This is a genomic window from Burkholderia cenocepacia (assembly GCF_900446215.1).
In the GTDB taxonomy this organism is placed as follows: domain Bacteria; phylum Pseudomonadota; class Gammaproteobacteria; order Burkholderiales; family Burkholderiaceae; genus Burkholderia; species Burkholderia cenocepacia.
In genome coordinates this window covers 24,060-42,065 of the sequence record NZ_UAQZ01000014.1, presented here as the reverse complement: position 1 = coordinate 42,065, position 18,006 = coordinate 24,060, and the positions used below count along the sequence as shown (strand labels likewise).

Below are 18,006 nucleotides of genomic sequence, written 5' to 3'. Positions count from 1 at the left end.
CCGTCGGCATCGCGAGTGTCGTATTTGCGCGTCGTGAAGCGCGCTCGCGCGCTCCGAATAAACCCTTAAATATTGATCAGACAGGTTGCGCGCCGAAGCGAATCGGTACAGCATAGCCTTCACTCCGCCGGCCTCCCGCCGGCGGTGGCGCGTCAACGACAGCACGCGCCAGGCAGTCGGCCGTCTGCCTCGCTTCCATTCCGTGGTACCGACAGCAGCATCGATGGCCATTGCCCGGGTAGTGTGGCGCAAACGTTTGCTCACATTAAAACAACAGTCAAACAACAATCCGGCCCTTCGGGCCAGTCGCCAGGAGATGTGTATGAATGTCCGCTTTCGCCGTCGCTTCCTGACCGCCGCGCTCGCCGCCGTCGCGGTGGCCGCCGCACCGGCCGTCCACGCGCAATCGGCGGGCAAGCCGAAGGTCGCGCTCGTGATGAAGTCGCTCGCCAACGAGTTCTTCCTGACCATGGAAACGGGCGCGAAGGAATACCAGAAACACAACGCGAACCAGTTCGACCTGATCACCAACGGCATCAAGGACGAAACCGACACTGCGAACCAGATCCGCATCGTCGAGCAGATGATCGTCTCGAAGGTCGACGCGATCGTGATCGCACCCGCCGATTCGAAGGCGCTCGTGCCGGTCGTGAAGAAGGCCGTCGACGCGGGCATCATCGTCGTGAACATCGACAACCGGCTCGACCCCGACGTGCTGAAGTCGAAGAACCTGAACGTGCCGTTCGTCGGCCCGGACAACCGCAAGGGCGCGCGCAAGATCGGCGACTACCTCGCGAAGCGGCTGAAGGCGGGCGACCAGGTCGGCATCGTCGAAGGCGTGTCGACGACGACCAACGCGCAGCAGCGCACGGCCGGCTTCCAGGACGCGATGAAGGCGGGCGGGATGAAGGTCGTGTCGGTGCAGTCGGGCGAATGGGAGATCGACAAGGGCAATGCGGTGGCCGCCGCGATGCTCAACGAATACCCGAACCTGAAGGCGCTGCTGTGCGGTAACGACAACATGGCGATCGGCGCCGTGTCGGCCGTGCGCGCGGCCGGCAAGCAGGGCAAGGTGCTCGTGGTCGGCTACGACAACATCAACGCGATCAAGCCGATGCTGAAGGACGGCCGCGTGCTCGCGACCGCCGACCAGTACGCGGCGAAGCAGGCCGTGTTCGGCATCGACACGGCGCTCAAGGCGATCGCCGAGCATCGCAAGCAGGCCGACATGTCCGGCGTGGTCGAGACGCCGGTGGATCTCGTGACGAAGTAACGCCGCCCCGGTGCGGCCGCTGCCCTCAAGAATCCGGCGCGGCGGCCGTTATCCGGTGTGAGCGCGATCACGGCCACTGCATGCACATGCACTTGTGAGCGTCATACCCGCGCGCCCCGTGCGCGCGGCCGCAACCAGGATCGCGATGGAACCGACCTTCCAACCCTCCCGTTCAGCCCATCCCGTGCTGTCCGTATCCGGCATCGGCAAAACCTATGCCGAACCCGTGCTCGCCGACGTCACGCTGACGCTCGACGCGGGCCAGGCGCTCGCGCTGACGGGCGAGAACGGCGCCGGCAAGAGCACGCTGTCGAAGATCATCGGCGGGCTCGTCGACCCGACCACCGGCACGATGCAACTCGGCGGCGAGGCCTATGCGCCGGCGAGCCGCACGCAGGCCGAGGCGCTCGGCGTGCGCATGGTGATGCAGGAGCTGAACCTGCTGCCGACGCTGACCGTCGCCGAAAACCTGTTCCTGAACCGCCTGCCGCGGCGCTTCGGGATCATCGACCGCGCGCGGCTGCGCGACGACGCCCGCGCCGCGATGGCGCAGGTCGGGCTCGACGCGGTCGATCCCGATACGCCGGTCGGCGCGCTCGGCATCGGCCACCAGCAGATGGTCGAGATTGCGCGCAACCTGATCGGCGACTGTCGCGTGCTGATCCTCGACGAGCCGACCGCGATGCTGACCGCGCGCGAAGTCGAGCTGCTGTTCGAGCAGATCGACCGGCTGAAGGCGCGCGGCGTCGCGATCGTCTACATCTCGCACCGGCTCGAAGAGCTCGCGCGCGTCGCCGAGCGCGTCGCGGTGCTGCGCGACGGCCGGCTCGTGCATGCGGGCGACATGGCGGCGACGACGTCCGACGGGCTCGTCACGCTGATGGTTGGGCGCGAGATCGGCGAACACATCGATCTCGGCGAACGTCGTTTCGGCGCGCCGCGGCTCGCCGTATCGGGCCTCACGCGCGGGACGGCCGTGCGCGACGTGTCGCTCGAGGTGCGCGCGGGCGAGATCTTCGGCATCTCGGGGCTGATCGGCGCGGGGCGCACCGAGCTGCTGCGACTGATCTACGGCGCCGATACGCCGGATGCCGGCACGATCGCCGTCGGCCAGCCGCTGAAGCCGGCGCGGATCGCGTCGCCCGTCGACGCGGTGAAGCACGGCATCGCGCTGATCACCGAGGATCGCAAGGGCGAAGGGCTGCTGCTGTCGCAGTCGATCACCGCGAACGTGTCGCTCGGCCAGCTCGACCGGCTCGCGCGTGGCGGCATCGTCGATTCGGGGCGCGAAACGGCGCTGGCCGAGCAGCAGATCGACGCGCTGCGAATCCGCACGCACGGGGCGGCGCAGCCGGTCGGCGAGCTGTCGGGCGGCAACCAGCAGAAGGTCGTGATCGGCCGCTGGCTCGCGCGCGACATGGGCGTGCTGCTGTTCGACGAGCCGACCCGCGGGATCGACGTCGGCGCCAAATTCGAGATCTACACTTTGATGGGCGCGCTCGCGCGCGAAGGCCGCGCGCTCGTGGTCGTATCGAGCGACCTGCGCGAGCTGATGCTGATCTGCGACCGGATCGGCGTGATGTCGGCCGGCCGCATGACCGCCGTGTTCGAGCGCGGCAACTGGACCCAGGATGCGCTGCTGGCCGCGGCGTTCGCCGGCTTCGGCCGCGAGACGCCGGGGGCGGCCATGCAGCATCCGGACGCGGGGCAGGCGCACGGCGCCGCTCCGGGCACTTCGACGACAGGACCACAGCAATGACCCAGCCTCCCGTATCCCCGACCGACGCAGGCGCGCAGCAGGACGTGACGGGGCGCCGTGCGCGCACGCTGTCCGGCACGCGGCTCGGCCTGTCGAACTATCTCGGGCTGGCCGGCGCGCTGGCCGCGATGATCGCGCTGTTCTCGGTGCTGAGTTCGCATTTCCTGACCTACGACACGTTCAGCACGATCGCGAACCAGATTCCCGATCTCGTCGTGATGTCGGTCGGAATGACCTTCGTGCTGATCATCGCCGGGATCGACCTGTCGGTCGGCTCGGTGCTCGCGCTGGCCGCGTCGATGGTCAGCGTCGCCGCGCTGAAATGGCAGTGGGGGCCGCTGCCGGCCGCGCTGATCGGGATCGCGGTCGCGACCGCGACGGGCGCGCTGACCGGCGCGGTCACGGTCGGCTGGCGGATTCCGTCGTTCATCGTGTCGCTCGGCGTCCTGGAGGCCGCGCGCGGCCTCGCGTACCAGCTGACGAATTCGCGCACCGCGTATATCGGCGATGCGTTCGATTTCCTGTCGAACCCGATCGCGCTGGGCATTTCGCCGGCATTCCTGATCGCGGTCGCGGTGATGATCGCGGCCCAGTTCGTGCTCACGCGCACCGTGTTCGGACGCTATCTGGTCGGGATCGGCACGAACGAGGAAGCGGTGCGACTTGCGGGGGTTAACCCGCGGCCGTATAAAATTCTCGTATTCGCACTGATGGGCGCGCTCGCGGGGCTCGCGTCGCTGTTCCAGATTTCGCGGCTCGAGGCGGCCGATCCGAACGCGGGCGCGGGCCTCGAGCTGCAGGTGATCGCCGCCGTCGTGATCGGCGGCACGAGCCTGATGGGCGGGCGCGGCTCGGTGATCAGCACGTTCTTCGGCGTGTTGATCATCTCCGTGCTGGCCGCTGGGCTGGCGCAGATCGGTGCGAACGAGCCGACCAAACGGATCATCACGGGCGCGGTGATCGTGGTGGCGGTCGTGCTCGATACGTATCGCAGCCGGCGCGCACGCGTGCGGTAGAAGACAGACAGAACAGACCAGAGAGAAACGGGAAATGGCGACGATCAAGGATGTGGCGGCCATGGCGGGCGTGTCGTTTACGACCGTCTCGCACGTGGTGAACAATTCGCGGCCGGTGTCCGCGGATGTGCGTGCGAAGGTCGAGGGCGCGATCCGCGAGCTGAATTACGTGCCGTCGGCCGTGGCGCGCTCGCTGAAGGCGCGGGCGACGGCGACGATCGGCCTCGTCGTGCCGAACAGCACGAATCCGTACTTCGCCGAGCTTGCGCGCGGTATCGAGGATCAGTGCGCGGCCAACGGCTATTGCGTGTTCTTCTGCAATTCGGACGACGATCCCGTGAAGCAGCGCAACTACCTGCGCGTGCTGCAGGAAAAGCGCATCGACGGGCTGATCGTCGCGTCGGCGGGCGAGGATGCGGTGCTCGCGCAGACGCTCGCCGACACGCACGCGCCGCTCGTCGTCGTCGACCGCAACATCGAGGGGCTCGCGGCCGATCTCGTGCAGATCGACCACGAACGCGGCGCGTACCTGGCCACGCGCCACCTGCTCGAACTCGGGCACGCGAAGATCGGCTGCATCACCGGGCCGACCGACACCGCCGTCAGCGCGATGCGCGTGCACGGCTTCATCCGTGCGATGGCCGAGCGCGGGGTCGACATCGTGCCGGGCGCGATCGCCGAAAGCGATTTCTCGTGCCTGGGCGGCTATCACGCGGCATCGCGGCTGTTCGAATCGGTGCGGCCGAGCGCGATCTTCGCGGGCAACGACCTGATGGGCGTCGGCGCGCTGCGCGCGGCGGCCGAGCGCGGGATGCGCGTGCCCGACGACTGTTCGATCATCGGGTTCGACGACATCGAATTTTCCCGCTACACGTATCCGGCGCTGTCGACGGTCGGCCAGTCGGTGCGCGCGCTCGGCGAAATGGCCGCGCAGACGCTGATCGAACGGATCGGCGGCGGTTCGACCGCCGTGCCGAGCCGCCGTCGCGTCGTGTCGCCGCGCCTCGTGCTGCGCGAATCGACGGCGGTCTACCGCGAGCCGGCCGCACCGGGCGGTCGCGCATGACGGCGAACGCACCGGGCGCCGGCCGCGTGACGGTGGTCGGCAGCCTCAACATGGATCTCGTCGTGCGGGCGCCGCGGCTGCCGCTGCCGGGCGAAACGCTCGCCGGGCATGCGTTCGCGCAGGCGGCGGGCGGCAAGGGCGGCAACCAGGCCGTCGCCGCGGCCCGGCTGGGCGCGCAGGTCACGATGATCGGCTGCGTCGGCGCGGATGCGCACGGCGCGGCACTGCGCGCGGGCCTGGAGGCCGAGGGAATCGACTGCATCGGGCTCGCGACCAGCGTGTCGGCGTCGACCGGCGTCGCGCTGATCGTCGTCGACGACGCGAGCCAGAACGCGATCGTGATCGTCGCGGGCGGCAACGGCGAGGTCACGACCGACACGATCACGCGGCACGAAGCCGCGCTGGCGGCGGCCGACGTGCTGATCTGCCAGCTCGAGACGCCGCCGGACGCGGTGTTCGCGGCACTGTCGGCCGGGCGCCGGCTCGGCCGCACGGTGGTGCTCAATCCGGCTCCGGCCGTCGCGCCGTTGCCGGAGGGCTGGCTGCCGCTCGTCGACTACCTGATCCCGAACGAGGTCGAGGCGGCCGCGCTGACCGGGCTGCCGGTGCGCGATCCGGCGGAGGCCGAGGCCGCCGCGCGGGCGCTGCAAGCCGGCGGCGCGCGCAACGTGCTGGTCACGCTCGGCGCGCGCGGCGTGCTCGCGCTGACGGCCGACGGCGCCGCGCGGCATTATCCGGCGCCGGTCGTGCAGGCCGTCGACACGACGGCGGCCGGCGACACCTTCATCGGCGGCTTTTCCGCGCGGCTCGCGGCCGGCGCGGACGTCGACGCGGCCATCCGCTTCGCGCAACGCGCGGCGGCGCTGTCGGTCACGCGCGCGGGCGCGCAGCCGTCAATTCCGACCCGCGCCGAACTGGCCGACTAGGGTCGGATCCGCGGTTCTAAATTCCGACACGCGGCCGGTTCGTCGCACGAGCCGGCCGCTCGCGCCGCCGGCAACGCGTTCGCGTGCCGGCGCGCCTTTCCTGCCCGCTTCACCATCCCGCCCCGAATTGCGTCAATTATTCAGTCGTCTGTAATAAACAGACGAATAATTCGAAATAATGACGCGAAAACCATCAAGTTATGCGCCGCACGGTCGTAAATGCACCGAGTGAAGCAATGCTTCGAGCCAACGGGCCTGGCCCGTTCATGACGACGCAACACAGGATGGATGATGGTGTTCAGGAACCTGACGATTCGTGCGCGCATCGGTTTGACGATGGCGTTTCTGGCGGTACTGCTGGGTATCACCGGCGTGCTCGGTCTGTACGGGATGACGCGTTCGAACGATTCGACGCGCGAAATTTTCACGAACCAGATGCCGAGCGCGGTCAACGTGGCGGTCTCGGAAATGTTCGCCGCGCGCGAGCGTCTCGCACTCGACCGGGCGGCGCTGCTGGCCGGCACGCCCGACTCGGCGGCGGCCGTCGAGCGCAGCCGCGCGATGCGCGTGCAGTCCGACGCGTGGTGGCAGAAATACCTGGCGCTGCCGCGCGGCGCGGACGAGGACCGGCTCGCCCAGGAGGTCGCCGCCCGGCGCAAGGTGCTGCAGGACAGCTGCGACGCGTTCGGGAGTGCGGTCGCGGCCGGCGATCACGACCGGATCGGCGAGGGCGCGAAGCAGCTCCAGGCGCGTTATAACGAGCTGGCCGTGGCCGGCGAAGCGCTGCGCACCTTCCAGTTCACCGATGCGCAGGCGCGCTTCGACCGGGCGGAATCGGTATTCGAGACGATGCGCGCGCTGTCGATCGTCGTGCTGCTGGCCGGCATCGGCGCCGCGGTGCTGTCGTGGCTGACGCTGAGCCGCGCGATCGGACGCCCGATCGCCGACGCGCTGGCGCATTTCGACGCGATCTCCGCGGGCGACCTGCGCCGGCCGATCGTCGTCGACCGGCGCGACGAGATGGGCCAGTTGCTGGAAGGCCTCGCGCGGATGCAGCGCGGGCTCGTCGACACGGTGCGCACCGTGCGCGGCGGCAGCGAGTCGATCGCGACCGCGGCCCGCCAGATCGCCGCCGGCAACATCGACCTGTCGTCGCGTACCGAGGAGCAGGCGGCGGCGCTGCAGGAAACCGCGTCGAGCATGGAGCAGCTGACCGGCACCGTGAAGCAGAATGCGGACAATGCGCGCCAGGCAAGCTCGCTGGCCGCGAACGCGTCCGAGATTGCAAACAAGGGCAATACGGTGGTCGGCCAGGTGGTCGGCACGATGGGCGAAATCAACGACAGCTCGGCGAAAATCGCGGACATCATCGCGATCATCGAGGGAATCGCGTTCCAGACCAACATTCTTGCGCTGAATGCGGCCGTCGAAGCCGCGCGGGCGGGCGAGGAAGGCCGCGGCTTCGCGGTCGTCGCGGGCGAAGTGCGCAGCCTCGCGCAGCGTTCGTCGAGCGCGGCGAAGGAAATCAAGGCGCTGATCGACGCGTCGGTGGAACGTATCCGGACCGGCTCGACGCTGGTCGACGAAGCCGGGCGCACGATGAGCGACGTGATCGGCGCGGTCCAGCGCGTGACGGACATCATGGGCGAGATCGCGGCGGCGTCCGAGGAGCAGAGCGGCGGGATCGACCAGGTGGCGCGTGCGGTCGCGCAAATGGACGAGGTCACGCAGCAGAACGCCGCGCTCGTCGAGGAAGCCGCGGCTGCCGCGCAATCGCTCGACGAACAGGCGGCGCGCCTGCGCGAAACGGCGGCGGTATTCCAGCTCGACGACGAAACGGCGCGCGCGGGCACCGCCGTCGCGGTTGCGGCGCGTCATGCGCCGCGCGCGGCTGCCGCGCCGGTCGCGGCGCCTGCACCGGCTGCCGCGCGCGTCGAACGCGACGCCGCGCCGAAACGCGCGCCTGCCGCGATGCCGGCGCGCCAGCCTGTCGCCGCATCGGCCGCGCCCGCGCCGGCTGCGGCGACCGCCGGCGGCGACGACTGGGAGACGTTCTGATCGGCGCGCGCCGTGTATCTATCCCCATTTGGTGACGAACGACGCCCGCGATCAGCGGGCGTCGTCGTTTCCGCAACGGACGAAATGTGACAGCGCGGACGATCGATCGTGCGTCGTCGCGTGCAGTGCGCGTCGCCGGTCGACGGAGACGCAGGAACGCGCTGCGTGCACGTCATGTTCCCGCGCTCGTCGTACGGGTATGTCCGTAAGGGACTGCGAAAAAAATTTGTAACGGTGCGCGCGGCGTGTCATCGCACGCGACTGCTCGAACGTATAGGGATGAAGGGGAGAAGTGGCGACGTCGGCGGTGTCCAACGCACGAGACGTTTCGATGTTCGACGAGACGCGGCGGATGCAGTTTCTGCGGCTCGGGAGATCAATTGTAAAACGGCGAAATGCGTTGTCCAAGCGGTGTTGTCGAGAATGACGAACTTCATACGAAGAGTTCGTGAAAAAAAATAAGAAAGGGTTTAGGATGAATTCGAACGCGCTTGCTTCTGCGCAGTCATACGAAGGCAGGCACGTCTTCAGACTCAGGCGAGGGAGGTAGCATGGATATTTACAGCAGCTTCGCGAACCGCTTCGAAAAAACGCGAGAGGAAGAGCTCTCGCTGGAGGAGTATCTCGCGCTCTGCAAGAACGATCCATCCGCGTACGCGACGGCTGGTGAACGCATGCTGGAAGCAATCGGGGAACCTGAACAGATCGATACCCGCAACGACCCGCGCTTGTCGCGGATCTTCGCGAACAAGGTCATCAAGGTGTATCCGGCATTCCGTGAGTTCTACGGAATGGAGGAGGTGATCGAGCAGGTGGTCGCGTATTTCCGCCACGCTGCGCAAGGCCTTGAAGAGAAGAAGCAGATCCTCTATCTGCTGGGCCCGGTGGGCGGCGGCAAGTCGTCGATCGCCGAGCGCCTGAAGCAACTGATGGAGCGCGTGCCGTTCTATTCGCTGAAGGGCTCGCCCGTCAACGAATCGCCGCTCGGGCTGTTCGACTACGACGAGGATGGTCCGATCCTCGAGGAACAGTACGGCATTCCGCGCCGCTACCTGAAAAGCATCCTGAGTCCGTGGGCCGTCAAGCGCCTGCACGAATACAACGGCGACATCCGCCAGTTCCGCGTGGTGCGCCGCTATCCGTCGATCCTGCGGCAGGTCGGCATCGCGAAGACCGAGCCGGGCGACGAGAACAATCAGGACATCTCGTCGCTGGTCGGCAAGGTCGATATCCGCAAGCTCGAACAGTATGCGCAGGACGATGCCGACGCCTACAGCTACTCGGGCGGCCTGTGTCTCGCGAACCAGGGCCTGCTCGAATTCGTCGAAATGTTCAAGGCGCCGATCAAGGTGCTGCACCCGCTGCTGACCGCCACGCAGGAAGGCAACTTCAAGGGTACCGAAGGTTTCGGCGCGATTCCGTTCGACGGCGTGATTCTCGCGCACTCGAACGAGTCGGAATGGAAGGCGTTCCGCAACAACCGCAACAACGAGGCGCTGCTCGACCGGATCTTCGTCGTGAAGGTGCCGTACTGCCTGCGCGTGTCGGAAGAGATCAAGATCTACGAGAAGCTGATCCGCAACTCGTCGCTCGCCGAGGCCGTGTGCGCACCGGGCACGCTGAAGATGATGTCGCAGTTCTCGGTGCTGTCGCGGCTGCACGAGCCGGAGAATTCGAGCCTGTTCTCGAAGATGCAGGTGTACGACGGCGAAAACCTGAAGGACACCGATCCGAAGGCGAAGTCGTACCAGGAGTATCGCGACTACGCGGGCGTGGACGAAGGGATGACCGGCGTGTCGACCCGCTTCGCGTTCAAGATCCTGTCGCGCGTGTTCAACTTCGATACGAGTGAGGTCGCGGCGAACCCCGTGCACCTGATGTACGTGCTCGAACAGCAGATCGAGCGCGAGCAGTTCCCGCCGGAAACGGAGCAGAAGTACCTGTCGTTCGTGAAGGACGTGCTCGCGTCGCGCTACGCGGAGTTCATCGGCAAGGAGATCCAGACCGCGTATCTCGAGTCGTATTCGGAATACGGCCAGAACATCTTCGATCGCTACGTCACGTATGCGGACTTCTGGATCCAGGATCAGGAATTCCGCGATCACGATACTGGCGAGAGCTTCGACCGCGCCGCGCTGAACGCGGAGCTGGAGAAGATCGAGAAGCCGGCCGGGATCAGCAATCCGAAGGATTTCCGCAACGAGATCGTGAACTTCGTGTTGCGCGCCCGGGCGGCGAACGCCGGCAAGAACCCCGTGTGGACGAGCTACGAAAAGTTGCGCGTCGTGATCGAGAAGAAGATGTTCTCGAACACCGAGGAACTGTTGCCGGTGATTTCATTCAACGCCAAGGGTTCGGCGGAGGAGCAGCGCAAGCATGAGGACTTTGTGAACCGGATGGTCGCGAAGGGCTATACGCCGAAGCAGGTGAGGCTGCTTTGCGACTGGTACCTGCGCGTGCGCAAGTCGTCATGACGCGCGCGGTACCGTGCCCGTACGGCGAGTCCGTACGGGCGCTTTCAGAGACGCCGCCCGCATGACGGCAGACGGCATGTGCGGCGAGCGTCCCGGCGTATCGACTTTCGAGCGGGAGACCGGGAGTGCTTCATCAAATCATCGACCGCAGGCTGGCCGGCAAGAACAAGAGCATCGCCAATCGCGAACGCTTTTTGCGTCGCGTCAAGAACTACATTCGTCGTGCCGTGTCTGACGCGGTGCGCGACCGTAGCATCAAGGATATCCAGAGCACGCAGAGCATCACGATCCCGCGCAAGGACATCGCGGAGCCGAATTTCCGGCACGCGCCGGGCGGGCGTCGCGAGTACGTGCACCCCGGCAACGAGGACTACGTGCGCGGCGACAAGATCCCGCGTCCGCAGGGCGGCTCGGGTGGCGGAGGCAGTCAGGCGAGCAACGAGGGCGAAGGGCAGGACGACTTCGTGTTCGAGCTGTCGCGCGACGAGTTCATGCAGTACTTCTTCGACGACCTCGAACTGCCGCGCCTCGTGAAGACGCACCTGCTGACGGTGCCGAGCTGGAAGAACGTGCGCGCGGGCTGGTCGGCGGAAGGCACGCCGAACAACATCGACGTCGTGCGTTCGCTGCGCAGCGCGCTCGGCCGGCGCATCGCGCTCGGCTCGCCGCTCGTCAACGAGCTGCGCGAGCTCGAGGCGCAGCTCGAAGCGCTGAAGAACGACCCCGAAGACCGCCGCGCCGAAATCGCGACGCTCGAGGCCGAGATCCATCATCTGAAAGGGCGCATCTGGCGGATTCCGTTCATCGATCCGTTCGACCTGCGCTACATCAATCGCGTGAAGCAGCCGCAACCGTCGAGCCAGGCCGTGATGTTCTGCCTGATGGACGTATCCGGCTCGATGGACGAGCAGCGCAAGGATCTCGCGAAGCGCTTCTTCATCCTGCTGTACCTGTTCCTCAAGCGCAACTACGAGCGCATCGAGGTGGTGTTCATTCGCCACCACACGCGCGCCGAGGAAGTCGACGAGGACACCTTCTTCCATTCGACCGAAAGCGGCGGCACCGTCGTGTCGAGCGCGCTCGAACTGATGCGCAAGGTGATGAGCGAGCGCTACTCGCCGACCGAGTGGAACATCTATGGCGCGCAGGCGTCCGACGGCGACAACTGGACTGACGATTCGCCCAAGTGTCGCAAAATCCTGGAAGAGGATATCCTCACTCAGACGCGTTACTTCGCGTATATCCAGGTCGCGCCGGAAGAGCAGAATCTGTGGCTGGAATACGCGCAACTGGCCCTGTCGCAACCGCATCTCGCGATGAAAAAAGTGGAATCGGCTGCGGACATTTACCCGGTGTTTCGCGAATTGTTCGAAAAGCAGGTGGAAATGTCATGACGACCCGCCATCTGCACAACGAGTCGCGCGGCTACGAGCCGCGCCCTTCCGGCGACGACACGGCCGGTCCTGCCGCACCGCAGCAACACGGGCAGGCCGAACCGTCGCCGCCGGCCGCCGACTTGCCCGGTTCCGGGCAAAAGGAAGCGCGTATGAACGTTGCCGAACGCAAGCCGCTGCCGTGCCCGTCCGACTGGACGTTCGAATTGCTCGAGGAATACGACACGCACATCTCGCAGGTCGCCGAACAATACGAGCTCGACATCTACCCGATCCAGCTCGAACTGATCAGCGCCGAGCAGATGATGGATGCGTATGCGTCGGTCGGGATGCCCGTCAACTACCGTCACTGGTCGTTCGGCAAGCACTTTCTCGCGACCGAGAAGAGCTATCGTCGCGGCCAGATGGGCCTCGCCTACGAAATCGTCATCAATTCGAACCCGTGCATCGCATATCTGATGGAAGAGAACACGATGACGATGCAGGCGCTCGTCATCGCGCACGCGGCGTACGGGCACAACTCGTTCTTCAAGGGCAATTACCTGTTCCGCTTGTGGACCGACGCGCACGCGATCATCGACTACCTCGTGTACGCGAAGAACTACGTCGCGGAATGCGAGGAGCGCTACGGCCTCGATCGCGTCGAGGAACTGCTCGACTCGTGCCATGCGCTGATGAATTACGGCGTGGACCGCTACAAGCGGCCGCAGAAACCGTCGCTGTCGAAGGAAGCGGCGCTGCGGCGCGAGCGCGAGGCGTACCTGCAGTCGCAGGTGAACGAACTGTGGCGCACGCTGCCGGGCAAGAAGCCCGAGCTCACGGAGGAGCAGGAGGACCGCTATCCGCCCGAGCCGCAGGAGAACCTGCTGTATTTCGCGGAGAAGAATGCGCCGCTGCTCGAACCGTGGGAGCGGGAAGTGATCCGCATCGTGCGCAAGATCGGCCAGTATTTCTATCCGCAACGGCAGACGCAGGTGATGAACGAAGGCTGGGCGACGTTCTGGCACTACACGCTGCTCAATACGCTGTACAACCAGGGGAAGCTGGAAGACGGCTTCATGATGGAGTTCCTGCACTCGCACAGCAACGTGGTCTACCAGCCGCCCGTCACGAAGCCGTACTACAGCGGGATCAACCCGTATGCGCTCGGTTTCTCGATGATGAGCGACATCCGCCGGATCTGCGAAGCGCCGACGGAGGAAGACTACAAGTGGTTTCCGGAGATCGCGGGCACGCCGTGGCTGCCGGCGATGCACTACGCGATGCGCAACTTCAAGGACGAGAGCTTCATCGCGCAGTACCTGTCGCCGAACCTGATCCGCGAGATGCGGCTCTTCTCGGTGCTCGACGACGACATGCGCGATTCGCTCGAGGTATCGGCGATCCACGACGATTCCGGCTACCAGTACGTGCGGCAGGCGTTGTCTCGGCAGTACGACATCCATCACCGCGAGCCGAACATCCAGGTGTGGGCCGTCAACACGCGCGGCGACCGCAGCCTCACGCTGCGCCACTTCATGACCGACAACCGCCATCTGTCGAACGACAGCGACGAAGTGCTCAAGCACATGGCGCGGCTCTGGCAGTTCGACGTGTACCTGGAGAGCGTCGACGAGGCCGGCACCGTGCGCAAGCGCTACGAGTGCCGCTACGTGCCGCCGGAAGTGCGCGTGTGATCGTCGCGTCGACAATGTTTGCATCGGACGCCAGCCTGCGGGCTGGCGTTTTCATATGACGAACGCGTGGCAAGAGAAAAATTTTCTACATCCGGACGAACCCGGAGCGCTTGTTACTTTACATTTCGCTAAAATCCCGTAGCGCCGTGCGCCGGAACCGGTGCCACGTGCGACCGCACGCGGCGGCCCCGGCCGTCTCGCCCAGAAAGCACTAAAAGGAACAGACCAACCCATGGACGTCCAGACCGACCAAGCTGCGCTGTCCGCGCATGACACCCGGCGACGCGTGTTCGCCATCGTCGGCGCCTCATCGGGCAACCTCGTCGAATGGTTCGACTTCTACATCTACTCGTTCTGCGCGCTGTACTTCGCGCCGGCGTTCTTCCCGAGCGGCAACACGACGACGCAGCTGCTGAACACCGCCGGCGTGTTCGCGGCCGGCTTCCTGATGCGTCCGATCGGCGGCTGGCTGTTCGGCCGCATCGCCGACCGTCATGGCCGTCGCGCGGCGATGATGATCTCGGTGCTGATGATGTGCGGCGGCTCGCTCGTGATCGCGGTGCTGCCGACCTATGCGCAGATCGGCGCGCTCGCGCCGGCGCTGCTGCTGGTCGCACGCCTGTTCCAGGGCCTGTCGGTGGGCGGCGAGTACGGGACGAGTGCGACCTACATGAGTGAAGTGGCGCTGAAAGGCCGTCGCGGCTTCTTCGCGTCGTTCCAGTACGTGACGCTGATCGGCGGCCAGCTGTGCGCGCTGCTGGTGCTCGTGATCCTGCAGCAGACGCTGTCGGCCGGCGAGCTGAAAGCGTGGGGCTGGCGCATTCCGTTCGTGGTCGGCGCGGCGGCCGCGCTGATCTCGCTGTACCTGCGCAAGTCGCTCGACGAGACGTCGACGAGCGCATCGCGCGACAAGAAGGACGCGGGCACGATCCGCGGCGTGTGGCAGCACAAGGGGGCGTTCTTCACGGTGGTCGGCTTCACGGCCGGCGGCTCGCTGATCTTCTACACGTTCACGACGTACATGCAGAAGTACCTCGTGAACACGGCCGGCATGCACGCGAAGACGGCCAGCAACGTGATGACCGTCGCGCTGCTCGTCTACATGCTGATGCAGCCGGTGTTCGGTGCGCTGTCGGACAAGATCGGCCGCCGCACGTCGATGATCCTGTTCGGTGCGTTCGCGGTGATCGGCACGGTGCCGCTGATGCATGCGCTGAAGGGTGTGACGAGCCCGGTGGCCGCGTTCGTGCTGATCACGGTGGCGCTGGCGATCGTCAGCTTCTACACGTCGATCAGCGGCCTGATCAAGGCCGAGATGTTCCCGCCGGAGGTGCGCGCGATGGGCGTCGGCCTGTCGTACGCGGTGGCGAACGCGATCTTCGGCGGCTCGGCCGAGTACGTCGCGCTGTGGTTCAAGTCGATCGGCAGCGAGGAAACGTTCTACTGGTACGTGACCGCGCTGTGCGCGATCTCGCTGATCGTGTCGTGGCGGATGCGCGATCCGAGCAAGGAAGGGTATCTGCGTCACGAGCCGTGATCGGCCGCGCGTCGCGCGTACTCGCATCATGACGAACGTCCCGCCGGTTGGCGGGACGTTTTTTTTGCGACGTGCAATCGCGCATGTGACGGCACCCGCGGCTCGACAGGCCAGGTGCCGGCATGAACGCGCCGCGTCATATCGATATGGAAATCGATTCGTTGTCCGTGGCGGCCGATTTCCTTAATCTGACTGCGTAGTTCGTGTGACACCTCCTTGACTGGGATTCGCGCCCGCTGCGTGCAGCGGGCGTCTTTTTTTGCGCGGCGGCAATGCGTGCCCGCAGCCCGTCTGCTTCATCACGAAACCCGCAGAGCAAAGCACCATTTGTTGGTTCGGATTCGCCGCACGCGCTGATACGTTAGCGGCTTCGCGACGACACACTCCGTCGCGATGTTCTTCGAACCGTGCCGCCGCGCGATCCGCGGCGGCCTCCATAACAAATCAGGTCGTGCTCATGAAAATCAACACGCTCGCTACGTGGCTCATCGGAGTCGCGCTCGTTACCGCAGGCACCGCCGCCCATGCGGACCGTCTCGACGACATCAAGAAGGCAGGGGTGCTGCGCGTCGCGACGTTCGACAGCAATCCGCCGTTCGGCTATGTCGACGCGAAAAGCAATCACATCGTCGGTCTCGACGTCGATTACGCGAAGGCGCTCGCCGACAAGCTCGGCGTGAAGCTGCAGCTGCAACCGACCAACCCCGCGAACCGCATCCCGTTCCTGACGTCCGGCAAGGTCGACCTCGTGCTCGCGAACTTCACGATCACCGACGAGCGTGCGAAGCAGGTCGACTTCAGCATCCCGTATTTCTCGTCGGGCCAGCAATTTCTCGCGAAGAAGGGCGTGCTGAAATCGGCCGACCAATTGAACGGCCTGCGCGTCGGCGCCGACAAGGGCACGACCAACGAAATCACGCTGCGCGAGAAATTCCCGAAGGCGACGATCGTCGCGTACGACGACACGCCGTTCGCGTTCGCCGCGCTGCGCGCCGGCAACGTGCAGGCCATCACGCAGGACGGCCCGAAACTGATCGGCCTGCTCGCGAACGTGCCCGACAAGCAGAACTACGAGATCCCGGCGTTCACGATCTCGAACGACTACATGGGCGTCGGCGTGCCGAAGGGCGAGACGCGCCTGCTCGGCTTCGTCAACGATACGTTGAAGGGGCTCGAGGCGAACGGCCGCGCGACGCAGATCTACGACGCATGGTTCGGGCCGACGACGAAAACGCCGCTCACGCGCATTTTCCGGATCGGCGACAAGACCTGACCGCTGCCGCACGCGCGCCGCGTTTGGCCGGAACCTCGGCCGCGCGGCGCTTTTCGTTTTCATCCGACCGCGCGTGTCGTGCGCGCTCCCCAGCATGCTCGGGTTGGCTCCCAAATATCTGTCCTGGCTCTGGCAGGGTTTCCTGCTGACACTCGGCCTCGCGGCCGCGTCGGCCGTCGCAGCGACCGTCGGCGGGTTGCTGCTCGCCGTGATGCGGCATGCGCGCGGCAGGGCGCCGCGCACGGTCGCTGCCGCGTACGTCGTCGCGTTCCGCAACACGCCGCTGCTCGTGCAGTTGCTGTTCTGGTATTTCGGCGTCGCGTCGTTGCTGCCCGATACGTGGATCGCGTGGCTCAATGCGCGCCATGCGGTGAGCGTGGGCCCGGTCACGCTCGCGTGGCCGTCGTTCGAATTCGTGGCGGGCTGGGTCGGGTTGAGCGCCTATACGGCTGCCTTCGTCGCCGAGGAATGCGAAGCCGGTTTGCGCGGCGTGCGGCGCGCGCAACACGACGCGGCGGCCGCGCTCGGCCTCACGCCGATGCAGTCGCTGCGCTACGTGGTGCTGCCGCAGGCCGTGCGCATCGCGCTGCCGCCGCTGTTCGGCCAATACATGAATCTCGTGAAGAACTCGTCGCTCGCGATGGCGATCGGCGTGGCCGAGCTGTCGTATGCGTCGCGGCAGGTCGAGACGGAGACGTTCCAGACCTTCGCCGCGTTCGGTGTCGCGACCGTGCTGTACGTCGCGGCGGTGGCCGCGATCGAGGCCGGCGCGTATGCGGCCACGCAATGGCGCGACCGGCTCGGAGCGGGACGCTGACGATGGATCTTTCGCTGTTGCTCTCGAATCTGCCGTACCTGTTGGTCGGCGCGTTTCCGGACGGCCCGCTCGGCGGCGCCGCATTGTCGCTGGTGCTGGCGTTCGCGTCCGCAGTCGCGTCGGCTGTGCTCGGCGTGGCACTCGGCGTCGCGATGGCGCTCGCGCGCGGCCCGGCGCGCATGCTGCTGCTCGCGGTCATCGGCTTCTTCCGCGCGATTCCGGTGCTGATGCTGATCTTCTGGACGTATTTCCTGATGCCCGTGCTGCTGCACATGGACGTGCCGGGGCTCGCGACGGTCGTGTGCGCGCTGGCGCTGATCGGCGGCGCGTATCTCGCGCATGCGGTGCATGCGGGGATCGTCGCGGCGGGCGACGGGCAATGGCAGGCCGGGCTGTCGCTCGGGCTCACGCGCTGGCAGACGGTGCGCTACGTGCTGCTGCCGCAGGCGATCCGGATCATGACGCCGTCGTTCGTCAACCAGTGGGTCGCGCTCGTGAAGGACACGTCGCTCGCGTATATCGTCGGTGTGCCGGAACTGTCGTTCGTCGCGACGCAGGTGAACAACCGGCTGATGGTGTATCCGGCGCCGATCTTCCTGTTCGTCGCGCTGATCTATCTGGTGCTGTGCACGTCGCTCGATGGCGCGGCGCGGTGGCTGCTGTCGCGGGGGCCGCGCACGCAACGTGCGACGCAGGCGACGGCCGAGCGCACGGAACCCGCACGGTAACGGTGGGCC

Annotated in this window: 13 protein-coding genes; all 13 read left to right on the top strand. The window is 66.2% G+C overall.

Annotation, left to right across the window (positions count from 1 at the left end):
* The first annotated feature begins 322 nt into the window (after positions 1 to 322).
* The 13 genes from DTA15_RS26745 to DTA15_RS26680 all read left to right on the top strand — a co-directional run bounded on the left by DTA15_RS26745 (position 323) and on the right by DTA15_RS26680 (position 17,997).
* Positions 323 to 1,273: a sugar ABC transporter substrate-binding protein gene (locus tag DTA15_RS26745; RefSeq protein ID WP_006484190.1), complete on the top strand. Its 951-nt coding sequence runs from the start codon at positions 323 to 325 to the stop codon at positions 1,271 to 1,273.
* Positions 1,274 to 1,418: 145 nt separating this feature from the next.
* Entirely contained in the window at positions 1,419 to 3,032 is a 1,614-nt protein-coding gene (locus DTA15_RS26740; protein ID WP_006484138.1) for a sugar ABC transporter ATP-binding protein, read from the top strand.
* Positions 3,029 to 4,048 carry an ABC transporter permease gene (locus DTA15_RS26735; RefSeq protein WP_006484124.1) on the top strand — a complete coding sequence of 340 codons (1,020 nt, stop codon included), beginning with the start codon at positions 3,029 to 3,031 and terminating at the stop codon, positions 4,046 to 4,048. Before DTA15_RS26740 ends, DTA15_RS26735 begins: the two co-directional genes overlap by 4 nt.
* A gap of 34 nt (positions 4,049 to 4,082) precedes the next feature.
* Positions 4,083 to 5,114, top strand: coding sequence for a LacI family DNA-binding transcriptional regulator (locus DTA15_RS26730; RefSeq protein WP_006484167.1), 1,032 nt, complete (start codon positions 4,083 to 4,085; stop codon positions 5,112 to 5,114).
* The gene (gene rbsK, locus DTA15_RS26725) at positions 5,111 to 6,040 is read left to right on the top strand and encodes a ribokinase (protein WP_006495210.1); all 930 of its coding nucleotides are present in this window, start codon (positions 5,111 to 5,113) and stop codon (positions 6,038 to 6,040) included. Before DTA15_RS26730 ends, rbsK begins: the two co-directional genes overlap by 4 nt.
* Before the next feature lie 291 nt (positions 6,041 to 6,331).
* A complete protein-coding gene (locus DTA15_RS26720; protein ID WP_020979830.1) occupies positions 6,332 to 8,098 on the top strand; it encodes a methyl-accepting chemotaxis protein in 1,767 nt (588 codons plus the stop codon).
* Positions 8,099 to 8,649: 551 nt separating this feature from the next.
* A complete protein-coding gene (locus DTA15_RS26710; RefSeq protein ID WP_006483964.1) occupies positions 8,650 to 10,572 on the top strand; it encodes a PrkA family serine protein kinase in 1,923 nt (640 codons plus the stop codon).
* A 125-nt stretch (positions 10,573 to 10,697) separates the two neighbouring features.
* A complete protein-coding gene (locus DTA15_RS26705) occupies positions 10,698 to 11,966 on the top strand; it encodes a YeaH/YhbH family protein (RefSeq protein WP_006483957.1) in 1,269 nt (422 codons plus the stop codon).
* The gene (locus tag DTA15_RS26700) at positions 11,963 to 13,642 is read left to right on the top strand and encodes a SpoVR family protein (RefSeq protein WP_006483958.1); all 1,680 of its coding nucleotides are present in this window, start codon (positions 11,963 to 11,965) and stop codon (positions 13,640 to 13,642) included. Before DTA15_RS26705 ends, DTA15_RS26700 begins: the two co-directional genes overlap by 4 nt.
* Before the next feature lie 232 nt (positions 13,643 to 13,874).
* On the top strand, positions 13,875 to 15,179 hold the full coding sequence (locus tag DTA15_RS26695; RefSeq protein WP_006483959.1) for an MFS family transporter: 1,305 nt from the start codon (positions 13,875 to 13,877) through the stop codon (positions 15,177 to 15,179).
* Positions 15,180 to 15,636: 457 nt separating this feature from the next.
* Positions 15,637 to 16,452, top strand: coding sequence for an ABC transporter substrate-binding protein (locus tag DTA15_RS26690; protein WP_006483955.1), 816 nt, complete (start codon positions 15,637 to 15,639; stop codon positions 16,450 to 16,452).
* 94 nt (positions 16,453 to 16,546) lie between these two features.
* Positions 16,547 to 17,269 carry an amino acid ABC transporter permease gene (locus DTA15_RS26685; RefSeq protein ID WP_006483961.1) on the top strand — a complete coding sequence of 241 codons (723 nt, stop codon included), beginning with the start codon at positions 16,547 to 16,549 and terminating at the stop codon, positions 17,267 to 17,269.
* A gap of 2 nt (positions 17,270 to 17,271) precedes the next feature.
* Positions 17,272 to 17,997 carry an amino acid ABC transporter permease gene (locus DTA15_RS26680; RefSeq protein WP_006483962.1) on the top strand — a complete coding sequence of 242 codons (726 nt, stop codon included), beginning with the start codon at positions 17,272 to 17,274 and terminating at the stop codon, positions 17,995 to 17,997.
* Positions 17,998 to 18,006: the final 9 nt, after the last annotated feature.

Excerpts from the sequence above, each read along its gene's own strand:
- DTA15_RS26720 (WP_020979830.1), top strand. The coding sequence starts at position 6,332 with ATGGTGTTCAGGAACCTGACGATTCGTGCGCGCATCGGTTTGACGATG.
- DTA15_RS26730 (WP_006484167.1), top strand. The coding sequence starts at position 4,083 with ATGGCGACGATCAAGGATGTGGCGGCCATGGCGGGCGTGTCGTTTACG.
- rbsK (WP_006495210.1), top strand. The coding sequence starts at position 5,111 with ATGACGGCGAACGCACCGGGCGCCGGCCGCGTGACGGTGGTCGGCAGC.
- DTA15_RS26695 (WP_006483959.1), top strand. The coding sequence starts at position 13,875 with ATGGACGTCCAGACCGACCAAGCTGCGCTGTCCGCGCATGACACCCGG.
- DTA15_RS26685 (WP_006483961.1), top strand. The coding sequence starts at position 16,547 with ATGCTCGGGTTGGCTCCCAAATATCTGTCCTGGCTCTGGCAGGGTTTC.
- DTA15_RS26735 (WP_006484124.1), top strand. The coding sequence starts at position 3,029 with ATGACCCAGCCTCCCGTATCCCCGACCGACGCAGGCGCGCAGCAGGAC.
- DTA15_RS26745 (WP_006484190.1), top strand. The coding sequence starts at position 323 with ATGAATGTCCGCTTTCGCCGTCGCTTCCTGACCGCCGCGCTCGCCGCC.
- DTA15_RS26700 (WP_006483958.1), top strand. The coding sequence starts at position 11,963 with ATGACGACCCGCCATCTGCACAACGAGTCGCGCGGCTACGAGCCGCGC.
- DTA15_RS26690 (WP_006483955.1), top strand. The coding sequence starts at position 15,637 with ATGAAAATCAACACGCTCGCTACGTGGCTCATCGGAGTCGCGCTCGTT.
- DTA15_RS26740 (WP_006484138.1), top strand. The coding sequence starts at position 1,419 with ATGGAACCGACCTTCCAACCCTCCCGTTCAGCCCATCCCGTGCTGTCC.
- DTA15_RS26710 (WP_006483964.1), top strand. The coding sequence starts at position 8,650 with ATGGATATTTACAGCAGCTTCGCGAACCGCTTCGAAAAAACGCGAGAG.
- DTA15_RS26680 (WP_006483962.1), top strand. The coding sequence starts at position 17,272 with ATGGATCTTTCGCTGTTGCTCTCGAATCTGCCGTACCTGTTGGTCGGC.